General features: G+C 58.3%; 18 protein-coding genes. 7 read left to right on the top strand and 11 right to left on the bottom strand.

From position 1 onward, the window contains the following. The first annotated feature begins 80 nt into the window (after positions 1–80). From E1H13_RS02945 to nth, 3 genes are all read left to right on the top strand, one after another. The gene (locus E1H13_RS02945) at positions 81–1,355 is read left to right on the top strand and encodes a cyclic nucleotide-binding domain-containing protein (protein WP_169611911.1); all 1,275 of its coding nucleotides are present in this window, start codon (positions 81–83) and stop codon (positions 1,353–1,355) included. An 84-nt stretch (positions 1,356–1,439) separates the two neighbouring features. After that, complete coding sequence (gene rseP, locus E1H13_RS02950) at positions 1,440–2,531, top strand: RIP metalloprotease RseP (protein WP_169611912.1); 1,092 nt, start codon at positions 1,440–1,442, stop codon at positions 2,529–2,531. Beyond that, a complete protein-coding gene (gene nth / locus E1H13_RS02955; RefSeq protein WP_169611913.1) occupies positions 2,528–3,181 on the top strand; it encodes an endonuclease III in 654 nt (217 codons plus the stop codon). The genes rseP and nth overlap by 4 nt, the downstream gene beginning before the upstream one ends. A gap of 40 nt (positions 3,182–3,221) precedes the next feature. On the opposite strand, the gene E1H13_RS02960 is transcribed toward nth, so the two are convergent. Then, the gene (locus E1H13_RS02960) at positions 3,222–4,550 is read right to left on the bottom strand and encodes a cytochrome P450 (RefSeq protein WP_169611914.1); all 1,329 of its coding nucleotides are present in this window, start codon (positions 4,548–4,550) and stop codon (positions 3,222–3,224) included. 913 nt (positions 4,551–5,463) lie between these two features. On the opposite strand from E1H13_RS02960, the gene rpsN reads away from it, so the two are divergent. Continuing rightward, entirely contained in the window at positions 5,464–5,766 is a 303-nt protein-coding gene (gene rpsN / locus E1H13_RS02965) for a 30S ribosomal protein S14 (protein ID WP_169611915.1), read from the top strand. 186 nt (positions 5,767–5,952) lie between these two features. Here rpsN and E1H13_RS02970 read toward each other — a convergent pair whose 3' ends face one another. The 6 genes from E1H13_RS02970 to E1H13_RS02995 form a co-directional block, all read right to left on the bottom strand. After that, positions 5,953–6,696 (bottom strand): metallophosphoesterase, encoded by a 744-nt coding sequence (locus E1H13_RS02970; RefSeq protein WP_169611916.1) that lies wholly within the window; start codon positions 6,694–6,696, stop codon positions 5,953–5,955. A 215-nt stretch (positions 6,697–6,911) separates the two neighbouring features. Next, positions 6,912–7,724 (bottom strand): metallophosphoesterase family protein, encoded by an 813-nt coding sequence (locus tag E1H13_RS02975; protein ID WP_169611917.1) that lies wholly within the window; start codon positions 7,722–7,724, stop codon positions 6,912–6,914. Further along, complete coding sequence (locus E1H13_RS02980) at positions 7,721–8,491, bottom strand: GTP-binding protein (protein WP_169611918.1); 771 nt, start codon at positions 8,489–8,491, stop codon at positions 7,721–7,723. The genes E1H13_RS02975 and E1H13_RS02980 overlap by 4 nt, the downstream gene beginning before the upstream one ends. 193 nt (positions 8,492–8,684) lie before the next feature. Then, the gene (gene folE / locus E1H13_RS02985) at positions 8,685–9,335 is read right to left on the bottom strand and encodes a GTP cyclohydrolase I FolE (protein WP_169611919.1); all 651 of its coding nucleotides are present in this window, start codon (positions 9,333–9,335) and stop codon (positions 8,685–8,687) included. A 59-nt stretch (positions 9,336–9,394) separates the two neighbouring features. Then, positions 9,395–10,483, bottom strand: a complete 1,089-nt coding sequence (locus E1H13_RS02990) for a GTP-binding protein (protein ID WP_169611920.1) — start codon at positions 10,481–10,483, stop codon at positions 9,395–9,397. A gap of 140 nt (positions 10,484–10,623) precedes the next feature. Next, positions 10,624–11,454, bottom strand: a complete 831-nt coding sequence (locus E1H13_RS02995; RefSeq protein ID WP_169611921.1) for a metal ABC transporter permease — start codon at positions 11,452–11,454, stop codon at positions 10,624–10,626. A gap of 53 nt (positions 11,455–11,507) precedes the next feature. On the opposite strand from E1H13_RS02995, the gene E1H13_RS03000 reads away from it, so the two are divergent. Next, positions 11,508–11,891 carry a four helix bundle protein gene (locus E1H13_RS03000; protein WP_169612014.1) on the top strand — a complete coding sequence of 128 codons (384 nt, stop codon included), beginning with the start codon at positions 11,508–11,510 and terminating at the stop codon, positions 11,889–11,891. A 43-nt stretch (positions 11,892–11,934) separates the two neighbouring features. On the opposite strand, the gene E1H13_RS03005 is transcribed toward E1H13_RS03000, so the two are convergent. The 3 genes from E1H13_RS03005 to hemB all read right to left on the bottom strand — a co-directional run bounded on the left by E1H13_RS03005 (position 11,935) and on the right by hemB (position 15,199). After that, positions 11,935–12,699, bottom strand: a complete 765-nt coding sequence (locus tag E1H13_RS03005; RefSeq protein WP_169611922.1) for a metal ABC transporter ATP-binding protein — start codon at positions 12,697–12,699, stop codon at positions 11,935–11,937. 11 nt (positions 12,700–12,710) lie between these two features. Beyond that, on the bottom strand, positions 12,711–13,853 hold the full coding sequence (locus E1H13_RS03010) for a zinc ABC transporter substrate-binding protein (protein WP_169611923.1): 1,143 nt from the start codon (positions 13,851–13,853) through the stop codon (positions 12,711–12,713). Positions 13,854–14,143: 290 nt separating this feature from the next. Then, complete coding sequence (hemB, locus tag E1H13_RS03015; RefSeq protein WP_169611924.1) at positions 14,144–15,199, bottom strand: porphobilinogen synthase; 1,056 nt, start codon at positions 15,197–15,199, stop codon at positions 14,144–14,146. A gap of 54 nt (positions 15,200–15,253) precedes the next feature. Here hemB and E1H13_RS03020 point away from each other — a divergent pair, with 54 nt between their 5' ends. Both E1H13_RS03020 and E1H13_RS03025 read left to right on the top strand, forming a co-directional pair. After that, positions 15,254–15,682 (top strand): Fur family transcriptional regulator, encoded by a 429-nt coding sequence (locus E1H13_RS03020; protein ID WP_169611925.1) that lies wholly within the window; start codon positions 15,254–15,256, stop codon positions 15,680–15,682. Positions 15,683–15,882: 200 nt separating this feature from the next. Next, positions 15,883–16,509, top strand: coding sequence for a hypothetical protein (locus E1H13_RS03025; protein ID WP_169611926.1), 627 nt, complete (start codon positions 15,883–15,885; stop codon positions 16,507–16,509). Positions 16,510–16,798: 289 nt separating this feature from the next. Here E1H13_RS03025 and E1H13_RS03030 read toward each other — a convergent pair whose 3' ends face one another. Further along, positions 16,799–17,857 (bottom strand): WD40 repeat domain-containing protein, encoded by a 1,059-nt coding sequence (locus tag E1H13_RS03030; RefSeq protein WP_169611927.1) that lies wholly within the window; start codon positions 17,855–17,857, stop codon positions 16,799–16,801. Positions 17,858–17,919 lie beyond the last annotated feature (62 nt).

Raw genomic sequence — 17,919 nt, forward strand, 5'->3', positions numbered from 1 at the left:
ACTGAAAATCCTAAGGGATAGTTTGCCAGCAAGGGCAGTATTGTGCAGTAATCTTGTCATAAATCCGTAGCTCCGAAAGCATGAGTGTTCACCTCGCTGCGTTATTTCAAGGTTTGATTGGTGCGTCTAGCCTGCTGGTGGGGGCCATCTTGGGGATTGGCTGGCGACCATCCCGGGGGTTTACTGCTGCGATTATGGCCTTTGGTAGCGGTACGCTGTTGTCGGCGATCGCCTACGACATTACCTTGCCAGTTTTTCATAGCAGCGGCTTCTGGCCCCTGGTGGTGGGGTTTGCCTTTGGCGGTACCCTCTTCAGTGTGATTGTCAACTACATCGACAATCAGGGGGGGTTTATCCGCCATCCCTCATCCTCCCGGCGATTTCTCTATCACCACCGTCAGGATGAGGCCTCTGAGGTACTCGATCGGATTGGCCATATCGAGGTTCTCCATACTCTGTCTCCTTCGGAGATGCAGGCGGTGATCCCCTTGCTGAAGCCGCTGCAAGTGGATGCTGACACAGTGCTCTGCCAGGAGGGAGAACCCGGGGATGCCATGTTTCTGATTGTGGATGGTAAGGCTGGAGTCTTTAAGGGTAACCAATGGCTGGCCCAACTGGGGGCGGGTGAGATCTTTGGGGAAATGGCCCTGCTGACCGGAGAGGAGCGATCGGCTACGGTGATCGCCAAAACCCCGATGGAGCTATACGAGCTGGGCAAAGCTGACTTTGACGCCATGATCAACTACGCGCCTCAGTTATCCAGTGGTCTCAGCCGCATTCTAGCTCGCCGGTTACGGGAAACCACCCAGTCAACAGCCACAGCCAAGACAATCGATGATGAGCGCTGGCGGCAACAGGTGCTCGACAGTGTCGAGGTGGATATTCCCCTTTCCGAGCAGCAATTTCAGGAACTGGCCAAAAGCTCAGCCCCCTTTGCCATCCTGGTCGGCACGCTGATCGACAATATTCCTGAAGCCCTGGTGATTGGTGTTAATGCGGGGGCCGGTCATGTGGGTAGCTCCTTTCTGTTGGCCGTGTTTATTTCCAACATTCCCGAAGCCATGTCCAGTTCCATCGGTATGCGCCAGGCGGGCACCCCCTCCCAGCGGATTATTGCCCTCTGGACCGGCGCGGTGCTGCTGGGGGGGGTGACGGCGATCGGCGGCAGTCTGTTGGCCGATATTGCCTCTGACTGGATGGTAGATGTGGCCCAGGCCACGGCAGGAGGGGCGATTCTGGCAATGCTGGCCAGCACCATGATGCCCGAGGCTTATGAAATGGGCGGGGGATCGGTCACCTTTTCGACCATTGCTGGTTTTCTGATCAGCTTTTGGGTGGCCTCGATCGCGTTCTAGACTAGAGCTAGAGACTGATTCCCGTAGCCCAGGGAAACGGGCGTTAGAATAAGGAAATTGTTGTCACACCTATCGGGTTTATCTATGTCCGTCTTAGCTGCGATCGCGGTGATTGCCCTGCTAGTTGCTGTCCACGAAGCTGGGCATTTTCTAGCAGCTCGGCTCCAGGGTATTTATGCCAACCGCTTTGCCATCGGCTTTGGTCCCATTCTGTGGAAATACCAGGGGGCTGAAACCGAGTATTCCATCAGGGCCATCCCCCTGGGGGGCTTTGTTGGGTTCCCGGACGATGATCCCGATAGCGACATCCCTGCCGATGATCCTAACCTGCTTAAAAATCGTCCTATCCTCGACCGGGCGATTGTGATTAGTGCCGGGGTCATTGCCAACCTGGTGTTTGCCTACCTGGTGTTTGTGGTCCAGTTTGGCATTATCGGCGTTCCCGAAACCTTTAACCCCCAACCCGGGATCTTGGTGCCCCAGGTGATGTCTGAAACCACCCCGGCGGCCCAGGCCGGGATTCGGCCTGGGGATGTACTAGTGGCTGCTAACGGCGAACCCATTGAGGGGGGTGAACCAGCCGTACAAGACTTCATTCAACTGATCAAGGCAAGTCCTAATACGCCGGTTGAACTGACGGTGCAGCGGGGCAGTCGTGAGCTTGATCTGGCCGTAACCCCAGAGGTCGGGGCCGATGGTACCGCCGTGATTGGGGTACAACTGCAACCCAATGGGGATTTTGGCTACCGTCGTCCCCATAACCCGATCGAGGTGATCACCTTAGCCGCCCAACAATTTCAAGACATGTTGGTGCGTACCGTCGTTGGCTTTATTAGCCTGGTGACTAACTTTAATGAAATGGCCAGTCAGGTGGCTGGTCCTGTCAAAATCGTGGAACAGGGGGCGGGGCTAGCCCACTCTAGCGCAGCCATGTTGTTTCCCTTCACTGCCATCATCAGTATCAATCTGGCGATTATCAATATTCTGCCGCTGCCAGCCCTCGACGGTGGCCAGCTGGCCTTTTTACTGGTAGAGGCCCTGCGCGGTAAGCCCTTGCCCGATCGACTTCAAGAGAACGTGATGCAAACCGGTCTGGTCCTGCTGCTGGGGCTGGGGGTGTTTCTCATCGTCCGAGACACCACCCAACTGGAAGTGTTTCAAAACCTGCGCCAGTGACCCCGAAGCGGCGGGCCTCTAAACAGCAGCGAGCCCGAGAAATTTTGCTGCGCCTCAAGCGGCTATATCCCGATGCCGTCTGTTCGTTAGATTACCAGACCACCCTACAGTTGATGGTGGCCACAATTTTGTCGGCCCAATGTACCGATGAACGGGTCAACAAGGTCACCCCGGCCCTATTTGCCGCCTACCCCGATGCCGAGGCCTTTGCCGAGGCTGACCTGGAAGCCCTGGAAGCCCTGGTAAAATCCACTGGCTTTTACCGCAACAAGGCCAAAAATATCCGTGCCGCCTGCCAAAAAATTGGCACCGAGTTTGGTGGTGAGGTACCGGCCACCATGGATGAGTTGCTGACGCTGCCGGGGGTGGCCCGCAAAACTGCCAATGTGGTACTCGCCCACGGTTTTGGCATTAACGCTGGGGTCACCGTCGATACCCACGTCAAACGCCTGAGCACCCGCCTGGGGTTGACCCAACACACCGACCCGATCAAAATCGAGCGGGACTTGATGAAGCTACTGCCCCAGCCGGACTGGGAAAACTGGTCGATTCGTCTGATCTACCACGGACGCGCTGTCTGTACCGCCCGTAACCCCGACTGCGGGGCCTGTGCCCTGGCTGATCTCTGCCCCTCCGCCCGGGTCCTGTAGGGGCCAGCATCCTTGCCGCAGGAACGGTGCCGGAACAAGGCTAATGGTCTGTCACCAGCAACTTGACGGGGCTCGGCCCGATGGTTACCCCCCGCCGCTGGGGCCTGACCGGTTGACGGTTAGCAGGGGCCAGTCGGCAAGTGGTAAGAATAGTGCTAATCACCAATGCCATTTCTAACTGGGCCAGGGCGGCGCCGACGCAGCGCCGACTGCCCCCGCCAAAGGGCATAAACTCGTAAGGGGAAAAGCTGCGCTCTAAAAATCGTTGGGGCCGAAACTGACTAGGGTTGGGATAGAGGTCAGGACGGTGATGCAAAGAATAGAGATCGGCCATCACCACAGTGCCCGGCTCTAGGGGGTAGCCCATCAATTCCGTCGGACGTTCCACCTGCCGGGCAAAGCTCAAAGGCGCCACGGGATAAATCCGCAGGGTTTCTTTGCAAACCGCGTTTAGAAAGGGTAATTGCGATCGCGCGATCGCATCATCTCCAACCTCGCTGGCGTCCAGTTCCTGGCGCAGGGTCCCCTGGATTTCGGGCAACGCATGAATCCAATACAGGGCCCAGGTCATGGCTGTCGCCGTTGTCTCGTGGCCAGCCAGCAACAGAGTCATCAACTCGTCTCGGAGTTCTTGATCACCCATGCCCTCACCATCGGCATCGCGGGCCTCAAGCAAGAGGGACAAAATATCCCGGCGGGTTGGGTCGGGGCAGCTGCGCCTCTGGCTAATTTCGGCAAACAGCAGCTGATCAATGTCTGTTTTTAACCGTCGTAATTGCCCCCCTGGGCTCCAGACCCCAATATCCCGCTGTAGGGCAGGGAAAAACAAGAGCGACGCTGTTAAAGGAGTTCCTACCAGTTCCAGCAACTGACCCAGCAGATGCCTCAGACGCTGGTGGCGTTCCCCGGCGTGGAGTCCAAACACGGCCTCCAGAATTACCCCCATGGAAATACGCTGCATGGCTGGCCTGACAGCAAAAGGCCGCTGCAACGGCCAGGTCTCAATGTCAGCCTGGGTCAGGCGGACAATCAGGTGGGCATAGGCCTTTAGCGCCTCTCCGTGAAAGGAAGGCATGAGCAGTTGACGCTGCCGGCGATGGTGGGCACCACTTTGAAGCAGCAGTGAATGTTGCCCAACCAGAGGGGCTAAAATCTGGTTTTGCTCCCCTGGGGCGCTGAATTCCTGGGTGTCATGGGTCAGCAATTGCTGGACCGCTGCAGGATGATTGACAAAGACGAACGGCTGATACAGGCGCACCCAGTACAGGTCTCCGTAGCGCTCAAAATTGGCTTCTAGAAACTTGAGGGGCTGGAAGATCCACTGAAGAAGCTGGATGTAGTGATGTTGGGTTGGACCTGAAAGGTGCATGGTCAATCCCAGAATGCTTCCTTTCCATACTAGAAAGATAATCCTTAAGGCGTGAAGGCGATCGCTCCCAAGGAGATGTCCGAGAAAGAACAGCCCCGCTTTAAGTCAGCGAGCATCGCTGCCGCAGGGGAGGCCGTTTTCCGGAAATCACCCAAGGCGACAACTACTCAGATACTCCTAAAAGTAGAGCCCAAAAAAGTAGAGCCCAAAATAAATATGACGGGGACCATCACGCGCCGACGATCCCCGTCATCTCTGACCTATTAAATTGTCCAAGCATTCCCTCCTTTTGACATCACGAGAGTGAACTTAACGAGCATGCAGTTAGTAACACTTTCCGTCCACAGCCGCCTCTTGCCAGATCCTGGTTTGGCCTTGCCCACTGGGCGTTGCCACGTTTTCTGCGGTGGGAAGGATAACCTGCATCCTCATCTACATGTTAGCAAGTCATGACATCAAAAGCGGCCTGTCCTCACCTTTTGTTACCGAAATGCTGACACCCAGTTCCTGTCACCTGACATCAGTCCCTTCAAGCCAGCTCTGGCGTCCTCTGCCAAACCCCAGTAATCCCTTGGGGCGCACGGCGACCACTCCCTAGACATCGAGCATCGGATACCAACCTCAGCAACAGGAGTCATATTTCTGCCAAACCGGCTTAGCTCACGAATTGAAACAAAATAATCCCAACGGCCCAGGCGAAGAAAAGCCAGGCAATTAAACTCGGAACCATAGCGCCTCCTAGGTTGTACCGCTTTTACTGTAGCGGCTAATTAATCCCAATCTGAGGGCTGAAACCCGAACCAGGGCAGACCGGGCATTCTTTGTAAGATTGGGCTTTACGAATTCGTGTATCTTCAGCTAGAATTATCAATTGTGCGTTTGTAATCAAGAACCCCACAGCTTAAGGAACTAAATGGCTAAGAAAAGCATGATCGCGCGGGAGCGCAAGCGGGAAAAGCTGGTAGAAAAGTATGCCAAGAAGCGGGAAGCCCTGCTGGAAGAGTTCAACAATGCTCAGAACCAGCAAGAAAGAGTGGCGATTCACCGCAAGATTCAGCAGCTTCCCCGGAATAGCGCCCCCACTCGTCTGCACAACCGCTGTTGGATGACGGGTCGGCCCCGAGGCTACTACCGCGACTTTGGTCTCTGCCGCAACAAGCTACGGGAAATGGCTCACGAAGGTTTACTGCCTGGGGTGGTCAAGTCAAGTTGGTAGATAAATTGCCCCAAACCAGAGTTCCTGCTTGATAAAGCAGCACTGTCATCCATGCCGTGGCAAGGCTGTTTGTGAATGGCCAGGGGTTAAGAAGCATCTGGACGCTAATTCCACAAGAGCCCCCAAAACCCAGGGGTGGGTGGTTTTGTATGATAAGTTCTGACGTAGCCGGGGTGTCACAGATCTTTAACGATAGCCCAGCCCCTTTGATGCCCCAAACCCCTTGGCCACGCTACCCTGCACCTGCTTGAAGCTAACTCTATCGGCACCGGGGTCATAGAGTACGTAGGCAGGTTGGCCTACCCGACCCACATTGCCCACCCCCACCACTCGGCGGGGTGACTTTTCCTGCTCCTGGGGTGCCGCTGTCTGATCCAAGGTAGTCACCGTAGAGCGCAGAGCACCAGGCTCGATCCAACACTCAAAGGCTCGCCCTGATCGCCCACAAAACAGCGTGTTGGCATCGGCGCGGATCAGGCCATCGCATAGAGTAATCGGCGGCGTCTCCGGCGTCAGCTCATCGCTGTAGCTCACGGTACTGCCGTGGATCAGCAGACAATCCAACTCGTGGAAGCCAAAGTCTAGAGTCGCCAACCACTGCACCGTCTGCCGCGACACCGTCTCCCACAGGTCTTTCACTGCCCCAAGGCCATACCGTTCCACCAATTCCGGCGCATCGGGCAGCCCGCGAAAACCGTGCAGGCTAAAGCACTGCTCCTCCCACCAGCCCGTACAGACCTGGGGGATAGGTTCCCCTGGCTGGGGCTCTCTCACCCGCCGCACCACCGCCTCGTTATCGCCCTTCAGCCCCACTAGATCGCCCACTATATAGAGATCCGTCACCGGATTGCGCTGTCGTCGAATATCCGCCAGCACTGCCTCATAGGCCGCTAGATTGCCTTCGATGCCGCTGAGAATGGCCCATTGCATGAATTGGACTCCTATTTTGTGGATGGGTGGATGGGTAAGGGGTGGATGGGTAGGCGGGGAAGTAGGTTGTTTAGAGGGAGTGTTCAGCAAATCGCGCTTGACAAGGCTGAAACCCTTGATTTTTCGTTCCCGGAACGGGGGTTTACGCAAAATTTTGGTCGCTCCCTAGACTCATGCACCCATCCACCCATCCCCTCATCCACCCTCACACCCCATTACCGCTCACAAACATGCCCCGCATCCTCCGCCCGCTCGGCAAACTCCATGCCCCGCTCCAGTCGCCAGGCGAAGATCGGCGGCAGGCCCTGTTCGAGGATGGCGGCGCAGGTTTTTTTGTAGTCGTAGGGCACTTCCCGCAGGGTGACCTGGGTGGTGTCGGTGTCGTAGAGGACGTAGGTGGCGTTGGGTCTGCCGTGGCGGGGTTCGCCGACGGAACCGGCGTTGACGATGCGTTTGAGGGGGGCGGTGAACTGGCGCTGGGTTTCCCCTTGCCCGGGCTGCTGCACCCTGACCGAGAGGGTGCCATTCTCTAGCTCTCGCAGATAGGGGACGTGGGTGTGGCCACAGAACAGCACATCGGCCTCGGCGGCCAGGACCCGCTCCAGGGCAGCGAAGCCATCCATGGTGGGCAGCAGGTATTCGTGCTGGCTGTTGGGGCTGCCGTGGACAAAGCAAAGGTTGTCCTGGCGTAGGGTCATGGGCAGGCTGGCCAGGTACTCGCGCACCTCGGGGTGAATGACGCGGTTCGTCCACTCATGGGCCAGGTGACCTCGCTTTTCCGCCAGTTGGGAGGGGTAGCTGCACTCGCAGGCGTTCAGCCCCTCGACGATGTCTTCATCCCAGCAACCCTGACAGGTGGGGATATCCAAAGACCGAATCATCTCGACTACGGCGTTGGGGTAGGGGCCATAGCCCACCAGGTCCCCCAGGCAGTAGATCTGCTCAGCCTTTTGATTGTCGATGTCGCACAGCACGGCGTCGAGGGCCTCATAGTTGCCGTGGATGCAGGAAATGACCGCTAGTTTCATACAAAAAGAGCCTCTTCTGCAGGGTCTAGGGATTGGTAATGCTGTTGGTATTGGGCCAGGGCGGCGTCGGATAGGGTGCTATCCAGCAGGGTTTGGGCGATCGCCTCTCGCTCTAGTCCATAGCCCACCACCTCAATGCCGCTGAAGCGATCGGGCCGCCCCTCTAGCCAGCGGGGAATCGCCAACTCGGTATAGGCCATCCCCGGCAGCCCCTCGACAAAATCCACATGGAAGGCGCGTCCATCGGGAAGCTCAAAAATTCCCTTCATCCGGCCCACCTGGCCGTAGGCTCCCCCGGACACCTCCAGCAGCAGCGCCTCCAGGCTGGGCGGGTCGAACACCTGCCCATTCAGCGGCGTACACCAAATTTCTGGCAAGTAACCATTGGCCGGAGCTGCCACAGGGTTACCGGTCACGATGCGATCGCTCCATCCGTGCCAGTCCGATTCGGCCAGGTCAGGGGGCAGCACCGCCACCCGCTCCCAGGGCAACTCTGCCAAAAACGGTGAACCCAAATCCAGGTGAAACCCCCACTCCAAATACACCGTTGCCTGCTCCGGCAAATCCGCCAGAATGGCCGTCAGCTGAGCCTCAGGTACCACCTGCACCCAGGGAAATCGATAGCCAATGTGGGCCAAATCCACGGACAGGTCCCCCAGCCCTGGGCACACATAGTACTGGGGAGTGGACTGATGCTTGAGAAACTGGCTAATCCAAGTCGTTTTGCCGCTGCCAGAGGGGCCGGAGATGGCGATGAGGTGGGGCATTTGGGGGGATGGGTTGGAGGGTAGGAGGGTGGATGGGTAGGAGGGTAGGAGGGTGGATGGGTAGGAGGGTGGATGGGTAGATGGGTAGGGGGTAGATGGGTAAGCGGGTCAAGGAGTAGGTAGGTTGCTTAGACTCATGAACCCATTCACTCATCCACTCATCCACCCATCCACCCATGCACTCATCCACCCTTTAATGAAACGCCGGACTGTGCCGAATCAAACTCATAAACTCCTGCCGGGTGCGGGCGTCGTCGGCAAAGACGCCTTTCATGGCGCTGGTGACGGTCCAGGAGCCGGGTTTTTGGACGCCGCGCATGACCATGCACATGTGGGTGGCTTCGACCACAACGGCAACGCCCTGGGGTTGCAGGAGCCCCTGGAGGGCGTCGGCGATCTGGGCGGTGAGGCGTTCTTGCACTTGCAGGCGGCGGGCGTACATTTCGCAGATGCGGGCGACCTTGGAGAGACCGATCACCTTGCCGTTGGGAATGTAGGCCACATGGGCGCGGCCCAGGATGGGCAGAATGTGGTGTTCGCAGGAGCTAAATAGGTCGATGTCGCGCACCAGCACCATTTCGTTGGTGTTTTCGTGGAAAACAGCGCCGTTGAGTAATTCATCCAGGGATTGGTTGTAGCCGGAGGTGAGGAATTTGAGGGCCTTGACCACCCGCTTGGGGGTGTCGATTAGTCCTTCGCGATCGGGGTCTTCCCCCAGGCCAATCAGCAGGGTACGCACCGCCTGCCGCATTTCAGCCTCGGAGACGCGGGGCTGGGACTGGATGGAAAGGGCGGCGATCGACTGATCAGCGGAGAGGTCGCGGGAGGGAAGTTGTGCGGTCATGGCCGATGAAGTCCTAAATGGGTGGGTGGGTAAGCGGTCTACGGTTTACGGTTTACGGTTTACGGTTTACGGTTTGAGCCTTGCACCGTGAACCGTTCACCATGCACCGATACTTGACAAGCGGCCAACTGCTGTCGCAGTCCATCCGCGTCGAGGTGGCGACCAATGAAGACGATCTGGTTGCCGGGACTGGCACTGTGCCAGGGTTCTACGTCGAGGGTGCAGCGTTTGCCACTGAGCTGAAAAATATGTTTGTTGGGGCTTTCGTTGAACCACAGCAGCCCCTTAGCGCGAAACACATCCCTGGGGAGGGCCTCGAGAAACTGCTCAAACTGACGTAGGGCAAAGGGGCGATCGCTGCGGTAGGACACTGACACAAAGCCGTCGTTTTCTAGATGATGGCTGTGATGGCCATGTCCGTGGTGGTCATGGTCATGATGATCGTGATGATCGTGGCCATGGCTATGATCATCGTGGCCATGTTCCGCTGGCTCTAGGGGAATCATGGCGTCGTAGGCCATGGGGTCATTGAAGCCCACATTCAGCACTAGGGGCAGGGGCAACGAGGCATTCTGGCAGCGGATGATGCGGGCACCTTCCTTCAGGCTATGGATGTGGTTTTCGAGCTTTTCCACCCCCTCATCGGGCACCAGATCGGTCTTGTTCAGCAGAATCATGTCGCTGTAGGTGATTTGTTTAAAGGCCGCCTCGCTATCAAACAAATCGGGGGCAAAGGCCGAGGCATCGACCAGGGTAATGACGGAATCGAGCCGGGTGAGATCGCGCAGTTCGGTGCCCAGAAAGGTGAGCAAAATCGGCAGCGGATCGGCCACGCCAGTGGTTTCAATCACCAGGTAGTCAATTTTGTCGCCCCGTTCGAGCACGTTGTAGACTGCTTCCACGAGGCCATCGTTAATCGTGCAGCAGATGCAGCCGTTACTCAGCTGCACCATGTCCTGATCGACGGAGACCAGTAGCTGGCTATCGATGTCAATATCACCAAATTCATTCACCAAAACCGCAACTTTCAGGTTTTGATTATTGGTCAGAATGTGGTTCAGCAGGGTGGTTTTGCCACTGCCCAAAAAGCCAGTGATGATGGTGACCGGCAGACCACGTTTGGGGATGGATGGGGATTGGGAGGTCATAGGGGTATCGGGTTTTGGGTATCGGGTTTAGGCATCCCCTCCTGGGAGGGGCAGGGGTGGGTTGGTCCGGTATCGGGTTTCGGGTTTCGGGTTTCGGGTTTTGCCTGACACCTAACACCCGACACCTGACACCTGTCCCCTTAAACCGCCGACAATTTCGTTCTAGGCAATACAATTGCTACTAGAAAGATCGCAAGCTGCATGGTGACGATCGCAGGTCCTGAAGGCAGATTAAAGGCTGCCGAAATCACCATACCTAGCACGGCACCTAATGCCCCCAGCAGGGCGGACAAAATCACGTAGCCAGTGAAACTGTGGCTGAGTAGGCGGGCAGCGCAGGCAGGAATCACCACAAAGGCACTGATCAATAGCACACCGATCGCCTGGATGGAGGTGCCCACCACTAGGGCCAACAGCACAATGAATGTCGTGCGGTGGGCCGAGGCGGAGATACCCCGAGCCACGGCTAAGGGTTCGTGGAGGGTGAGCAGAATCTGCGATCGCAGGGTCAGCCCCACGTAAACCACACAGGCTACCAGCAAGATGGAACCCACGACTAGATCGCCCTGCCGCACCGCCAAAATGTCGCCGAACAAAATGTTGTTAATACCACCTCGGTACTGCCCCACAAAGGTCAGCAAAATCACCCCAATGGCCAGGGACGACGAGTAGACAATATTCAACAGCGCATCCGTCCACAGCCGCGTGCGCTCTAGCAAGTACGTCACCCCCAGGGCGAATACCACCGCAAAGGGCAGTAACACTGAGGAGGGGTTCATGCCCAACAACAGCCCCAGACTGATACCCAACAGGGCCGAATGCCCCAGGGCATCACTAAAAAACGACAGCTGCCGCAGGATGGTGAAACTGCCCATTAGCCCCCCCATCAAGCCGGTGAGGATGCCGCCCATCAGGGCGCGCTGCATGAAGGGGAGTTGGAAGAGTTCGAGGGTGTGGGTGAGGGAGGGCATAGGGGTGGATGGGGGGGAGGGTGGATGGGGGGGTGATTTTGGGGGAAGGGTGGATGGGGGAGGGGTTGGTTAGGGGATATCGGGATTTAGAGGTTTATCAGGTGGCTTTCGAGGCGGCGATGGAAATTTTTGAGGTCTCAAAAAGGTTTCCGGTTGAGGAACGGTACTCATTGACCGATCAAATTCGGCGCTCCTCGCGATCGGTCTGTGCAAATTTGGGAGAGGCTTGGCGAAAGCGACGATACGAAGCAGCCTTCATTGCCAAGATCAGCGATTGTCAGGCTGAGGCGACAGAAACACAAATCTGGATAGAATTTGCCGTCAAATGCCAGTACCTCGATCCTGAAACTGGCAGACACCTGTACTGCATGTACGACAAAGTCCTGGGTCAACTCGTCAACATCATCAAAAACTCCTCCCACTGGATCATCAAATAACCCCACCCATCCACCCCCTACCCATCCACCCATCCACCTCCCCCTAATGCCGATGCCGATACCTGACAAACTCCGACCCATAGACCAGCGCCAGGTTATCCGGTGCTAAAGCTACCTCTGGGCTGCCCTGGCACCGGATAGAGCGGTTGAGGCAGAGGACGCGATCGCAGTGTTTGCGGACCATGTCGAGGTCGTGGGAAATTTGCAGGATGGCCCAGCCCTGGTCTTGTTTCAGTTGGTAGAGCAATTGGTAAAACTCTGACTCACTGCGGATATCGAGGCCAGCGGGGGCTTCGTCGAGGATCAGCAGGCGGCGGGGGCGCACCAGACAGTAGGCCAGTAGGGCACGTTTCATTTCGCCGCCAGACAGACGAGAAATCGGCTGGGGACCGAGGTGCAGGGCATCGACTTCGGTGAGGGCGCGGCTGACCGCCAGGCGGCGGGGTTGGCGGTTGGCCCAGGGTAGCTGTGGCCCTAGGGTGTCCCAGCCGAGGGCGACGAGTTCGTTGACCGTGATTGGGATGCGACGGTCGAACAGGAAGTTTTGGGGCAGGTAGGCAATCTGCTGCCGCACCTGGGCCGGTAGACGCCCCTGACGACTGAGGGCATGCCCCAGCACAAACACATCCCCCGACCGCCGGGGCAGGATGCCCAAAAGGGCCTGAATCAAGGTACTTTTGCCAGCCCCATTGGGGCCAACGATGGCGGTGTCAGTGCCCTCAGCCAGGGTAAAGGACACATCCTGCACGGCGGGGTAGGTGTCGCGGTATACAGTCAACCCGTCTACGACTAGAACGTCAGTGCTCAAGTGCGCCCCTCCTAGAACCGTAGGCCCATGGTCTGGGGAACCGCTGCCACTGGTTGAGTTTCCCACCGTGGTAGCCAAGACTGGGGCTCAGCCCCAAAGGAAGCTACCAAATTAGCCGCATTTTGGCGCATCGTCGCCAGATAGTACTCAGGCTGCACTGCCTCGGGACCGCCCACTTCGATGGGGTCGAACATGCTGACGCCTACCCCCAGATCGCGGGCGATCGCATCAAAGGCATCCTCCCCAACCGTGGGCTCGGTCAAAATTGCCTTTAGCCGGGACGTATCAACTTCATCCATCACTCGCCGCACATCCTCGGGAGAAGGGTTAATGGCGGGCACATCCACCAAATACTCGCTCTCTAAGCCATAGCTCTCGGCAAAGTAGGGGGCAAAGTCGTGGAACACCACAAAGCTCTGTCCGGCAAACGGGGCCATTTTCTCTGCAATCTCCGCATCCAGCGCTTCTAGCTCAGCAATGAAAGCCGCCGCATTGGCCGTGTAAATCTCCTCTCCCTCAGGGTCTACAGAAATCATACCGTCGCGGATATTCTCCACCTGCTGAATCGCCCGCTTGGGGTCGAGCCAGATGTGGGGATTGTACTCGCCGTGGTGGTGATGGTGGTGCCCCGCCTCGGCGTGGTCGTGGTCATGATCGTGGTCATGGCTATGATCGTGGTCGTGGTCGTGGCCATGATCATCATCATTACCGTGACTGTGACCATGGCTATGCCCTCCCTCATCCTCATTGGCCAGCACTGCAATCCCCTCGCTGGAGTCAATCATCACTAGATCCGGGTTCTCGGCATTGGCAATCAGGTCATCCAAGAAGAACTCCATCTCCAGGCCGTTCTTCACCAGCACGTCAGCATTGGCCAGCGCCTGCACATCCGCAGGCCGCGCCTGAAAATCGTGGGGATCCACATTGGTCGGCATCAGGGGAATCACCTCAGCGCGATCGCCCACTACTGCATTGGTAAACTGCGTGATCGGCAAAATCGTCGTCATCACCGTCAGGTCAGTGGCCTCCACCGCCCCACCAGGGGCATCGGCCTCGCCGACCTCAGTAGGGCCAGTGCCGCAGCCCCCCAGGGCGATCGCCACAGAGGATACAAGCAGTAGGGCCGTTCGGCGGAAAGGGAAGAGGGTTGGCATGGGGGTCTCCTTGGTTGGGTGGATGGGTAAGGGGGTGGATGGGTAGGCGGGTAGGGGGTGGATGGGTGGATGGGTAGGGGGGTGGATGGGTGGATGGGTAAGGGGGTGGATGGGTAGGCGGGTAGGGGGTGGATGGGTAGGCGGGTAGGGGGTGGATGGGTGGATGGGTAAGGGGGTGGATGGGTAGATGGGTAGGCGGGTAGGTAGATTGCGTAGACTCATGCACTCATGCACACATCCACCCATCCCCTCATCCACCCATCCACACATCCCCTCATCCACCCATCCCCTCATCTACCCAAAACCCTCGCCACATCCTTGGCAAAGTAGGTCAAAATCACATCCGCTCCGGCTCGCTTGATGCTGGTTAGGGTTTCGAGGACCAGGGCTTGCTCGTCGATCCAGCCTTGGGCAGCGGCGGCTTTGACCATGGCGTATTCGCCGCTGACGTTGTAGGCGGCGATGGGCAAGTTTGTGTATTGTTTGATGCGGCGGATCACGTCCAGGTAAGCCAGGGCGGGTTTGACCATGACGATGTCGGCTCCTTCGGCGATGTCAAGGTCGACTTCCTTGAGGGCTTCGGCGGCGTTGGCGGGGTCCATTTGGTAGGTCTTTTTGTCGCCAAATTTGGGAGCGCTTTCTAGGGCATCGCGAAAGGGACCGTAGTAGGCGGAGGCGTATTTGGCGGAGTAGGCGAGGATACCGACGTTGATCCACCCCTCAGCGTCGAGGGCCTGGCGGATCGCGCCGATGCGGCCATCCATCATATCGGAGGGGGCGACCATGTCGGCTCCGGCGGCGGCGTGGGTCAGGGCTTGCTTGACCAGCACGGCTACGGTTTCGTCGTTGAGGATCCTGCCGTCTTCTACAATGCCGTCGTGACCCATGCTGCTGTAAGGGTCGAGGGCAATATCGGTGATTACCAGCAGGTCGGGGAACGCCTGCTTGACAGCGCGCACGGTCTGGGGAATCAAGCCCTGGGGATTATAGCTTTCGGTGCCAGCGTTGTCTTTTTGCTCGTCAGGGATCAGGGGGAAAAGGGCGATCGCCCCAATGCCCAGCCCTGTGATCACCTGAAGCTCATCTAGCAGCATGTCTAGGGAATAGCGAAAGCACCCGGGCATGGAGGGCACTTCCTGCCGCTGGCCAACCCCCTCCATCACAAACATGGGGTAGATCAGGTCATCTACGGTCAGCACCGTTTCGCGCACCATGCGGCGCAGGGATTCTGTCCGGCGCAGGCGGCGGGGGCGATGCACCTGGGGAGTTCCTGGGACGGCCTCAGCCTGTTTGGCTGGAGCCTCTGTATTTTCTGGAGTAGAGCTTGGTGGGGGAGACAGAACCATTGCCTTACAATATGATAATGATTATCATTCCTGAGTATCCTATCTTATTTTGCTATGGATCGCGACCCTTCAGCCGAAAAAAACTGTGCGGCGGTATCGGCGGTACCGCCTCCCCCTGGGCTGACCCCTGGACAGCAGGCTGTGTTGACGGCCCTGCGGCAGCAGCCCCAGCCGCTCTCGGCCCAGGCACTCCATGGGGTGATGGCGGTCCAGCGCTCCATCGGGCTGGCCACGGTTTACCGAGCGCTTGACCTGCTCAAGTTGTTAGGACTGGTGCAACACCGGGTGACCCTGAGCGGAGAAACACTGTACAGCGTGGTGGAGCACGACCACCATTACCTCACCTGTCTGCAGTGTGGCGTTTCAGTGCCGGTGGAGACCTGTCCAGTGCAGGAACTGGTGGCGCACCTCCAGAGAACCAACTCGTTCCGGATTTACTATCACACCCTGGAGTTTTTCGGCGTCTGCGATCGCTGCTCTTGACCACGTACATGATGGGTTGACTGGAAAAACTCAGGTGGTAGAAGTGCTTTGTATAACCTTTTTCAAATTAGCTGGGGTACGCTTTGGCGCGGCGCGGTTGTGGAACACTTATATGCCCATCTCTGTCATAGGCGATATTCGAGCACAAGCCGCTATCACAAGCTGCGAGTCCACCAAGGATATCAAGGATATACAGAGTAATGACCGGCAAGATTCTCTTAAAACTGTTGACCGTTCCTGCCATCGCCGGGGCCATTGTGGCGATGGGATTTTTGGGCTTGGCCAACGGAGGCGTATCCCCCCAGCGTTATACAGGTACCCCAGGGGTGTCTGAGGCGGCGTCCTGCGGAGTATCGGCGGAGCCTGGGTCACTGCTGCGATCGCTCCACGGCGACACGTTAATGGCATCCGCCACTGGCATCCCGCTGCCAACGGGAACGCAAAACCAGCCCGACGATTATGAATTTGACGTCAACTTTAGCGCTGCCGAAAGCGATGCCGCCGTTGCCCTGTTCGGCTGCGATTGCCCGGCCTGCCTCAATGCCCTACAGCAACTCCGCAACCAACCCCCCGCTCCCCAGGCGTTCACCAGTCGTCGCCTCGGCCCCAGCAACCGCCTTACCGCCACCAATCGAACGCTGTTTGCCAGCAGTCAGCGCAGACTCCCGGCAGCAGCCCCCAGTCCTGCCCAAACCTTTGGCCGCCAGCCCGACGTAGCTAACCCCGTTCAGAGCCACTGCTGGGTCAATCTCCAGGAGCGCAACACCCCCGCCCAAATCCAGGCCGTGCTGCAAACCCTAGAAGCTGAAGAGGCAGGAGCGAGGTAGGGAAGGTGTTGGGTGTTTGGTGAGTGGATGGGTGGATGAGGGGATGAGGGGATGAGTGGATGGGTGGATGAGGGGATGGGTGGATGAGTGAAAACCACCTGTTCACCAACATTTACCCTATCCCCAACTCATCTACCCCCTACCCGCCCACCCATCCACCCGCCTACCCATCCACCCCCTACCCATCTACCCATCCACCCGCCTACCCATCCACCCGCCTACCCATCCACCCGCCTACCCATCTACCCATCCACCCCCTACCCATCTACCCATCCACCCGCCTACCCATCTACCCAAATCCCTTCCCCGCCAACACCTGCCCCCACACCACCACCTCGCCGCCACAGCCCCCTGCCGCCAGGTACTTCCCCTGGGGCGACCAGGCCAGGGTTGAAAATCCGTCTGCTGCGCCTTCCAGGATTTGAGCGGCCTGGGTGGCATTCTGCCATAGACAGACCCAGCCGTCCTCGGAGGCGGAGGCCAGCAGCTTGGACTGGGGCTGAAAGGCGATTACCCGCACCGTCCCACTGTGCAAATCCAGCACGCTAGCGGTCCAGCCCTCGGCCTCACCCTCGGCCTTAGCCCACACCACCACGCCCTCTGCACTGGCCGACGCCAGCAACGGCGCATCTCCCTGGGCCGTCACCGTAGACCAGGCCAGCTGCCGCACCTTGCCCGGAAACCCTTGCATCTGCCAGGGGTAGGGGTTGTCCCAGGCCCACACCAGCAGGGTGCGGTCGTTATTACCCGAGGCCAAGTACTGACCGTCGGGGGAAATGGCGATCGCCCCACTGGCCCCACCGGTTTCTCGAATCAGTGGATCATCATCCCAAGCTTCTCGCCGCCAGGTCTTCACGCTCTGGTTACCCGCCAGCAGCAAAGCGTCGCCGCTGGGGTGCCAGGCCAAGTCCAGCACTGACGACGCTTCAAAATTGAGGGTTGTCACCACCGCTTGTGCTGCGGCATCCCACACCTGGGCGTAGCGCCCCAGGCCAACCCCTAGTTCTGGCCGGTGCGGGTGCCATTGCAAACAATCGACCCACACCCTAGAATTTTCCAACTTGCTCACCAGCGTCGGTGTCTCTGCCGCCACCTGCCAGATGCTCACCGCTCCATCCTGTCCACCCGTTGCCAAAAACTGGCCATCGGCGGAAACTGCGATCGCATCCACCGACGCCCCCTGCTCTCCTTGCAGCATCATCGAAGTCCCCGTCCTGGCGTCAAACACGACCACCTCCCCCGCCGCCGAGCAGGCCGCTAGTCGAGCGCCATCGGGGAACCAGGCGATCGCGGTTACGTAGTCCGACAGCAGGGTTTGCCAGGTGGGGTTTAGCAGGGGTTTGGGCATGGGGAAGGCGGGTGGATGGGAAGGCGGGTGGATGGGAAGGCGGGTGGATGGGTGGGCGGGTA

This window comes from Nodosilinea sp. P-1105 (genome assembly GCF_012911975.1).
Taxonomy (GTDB): domain Bacteria; phylum Cyanobacteriota; class Cyanobacteriia; order Phormidesmidales; family Phormidesmidaceae; genus Nodosilinea.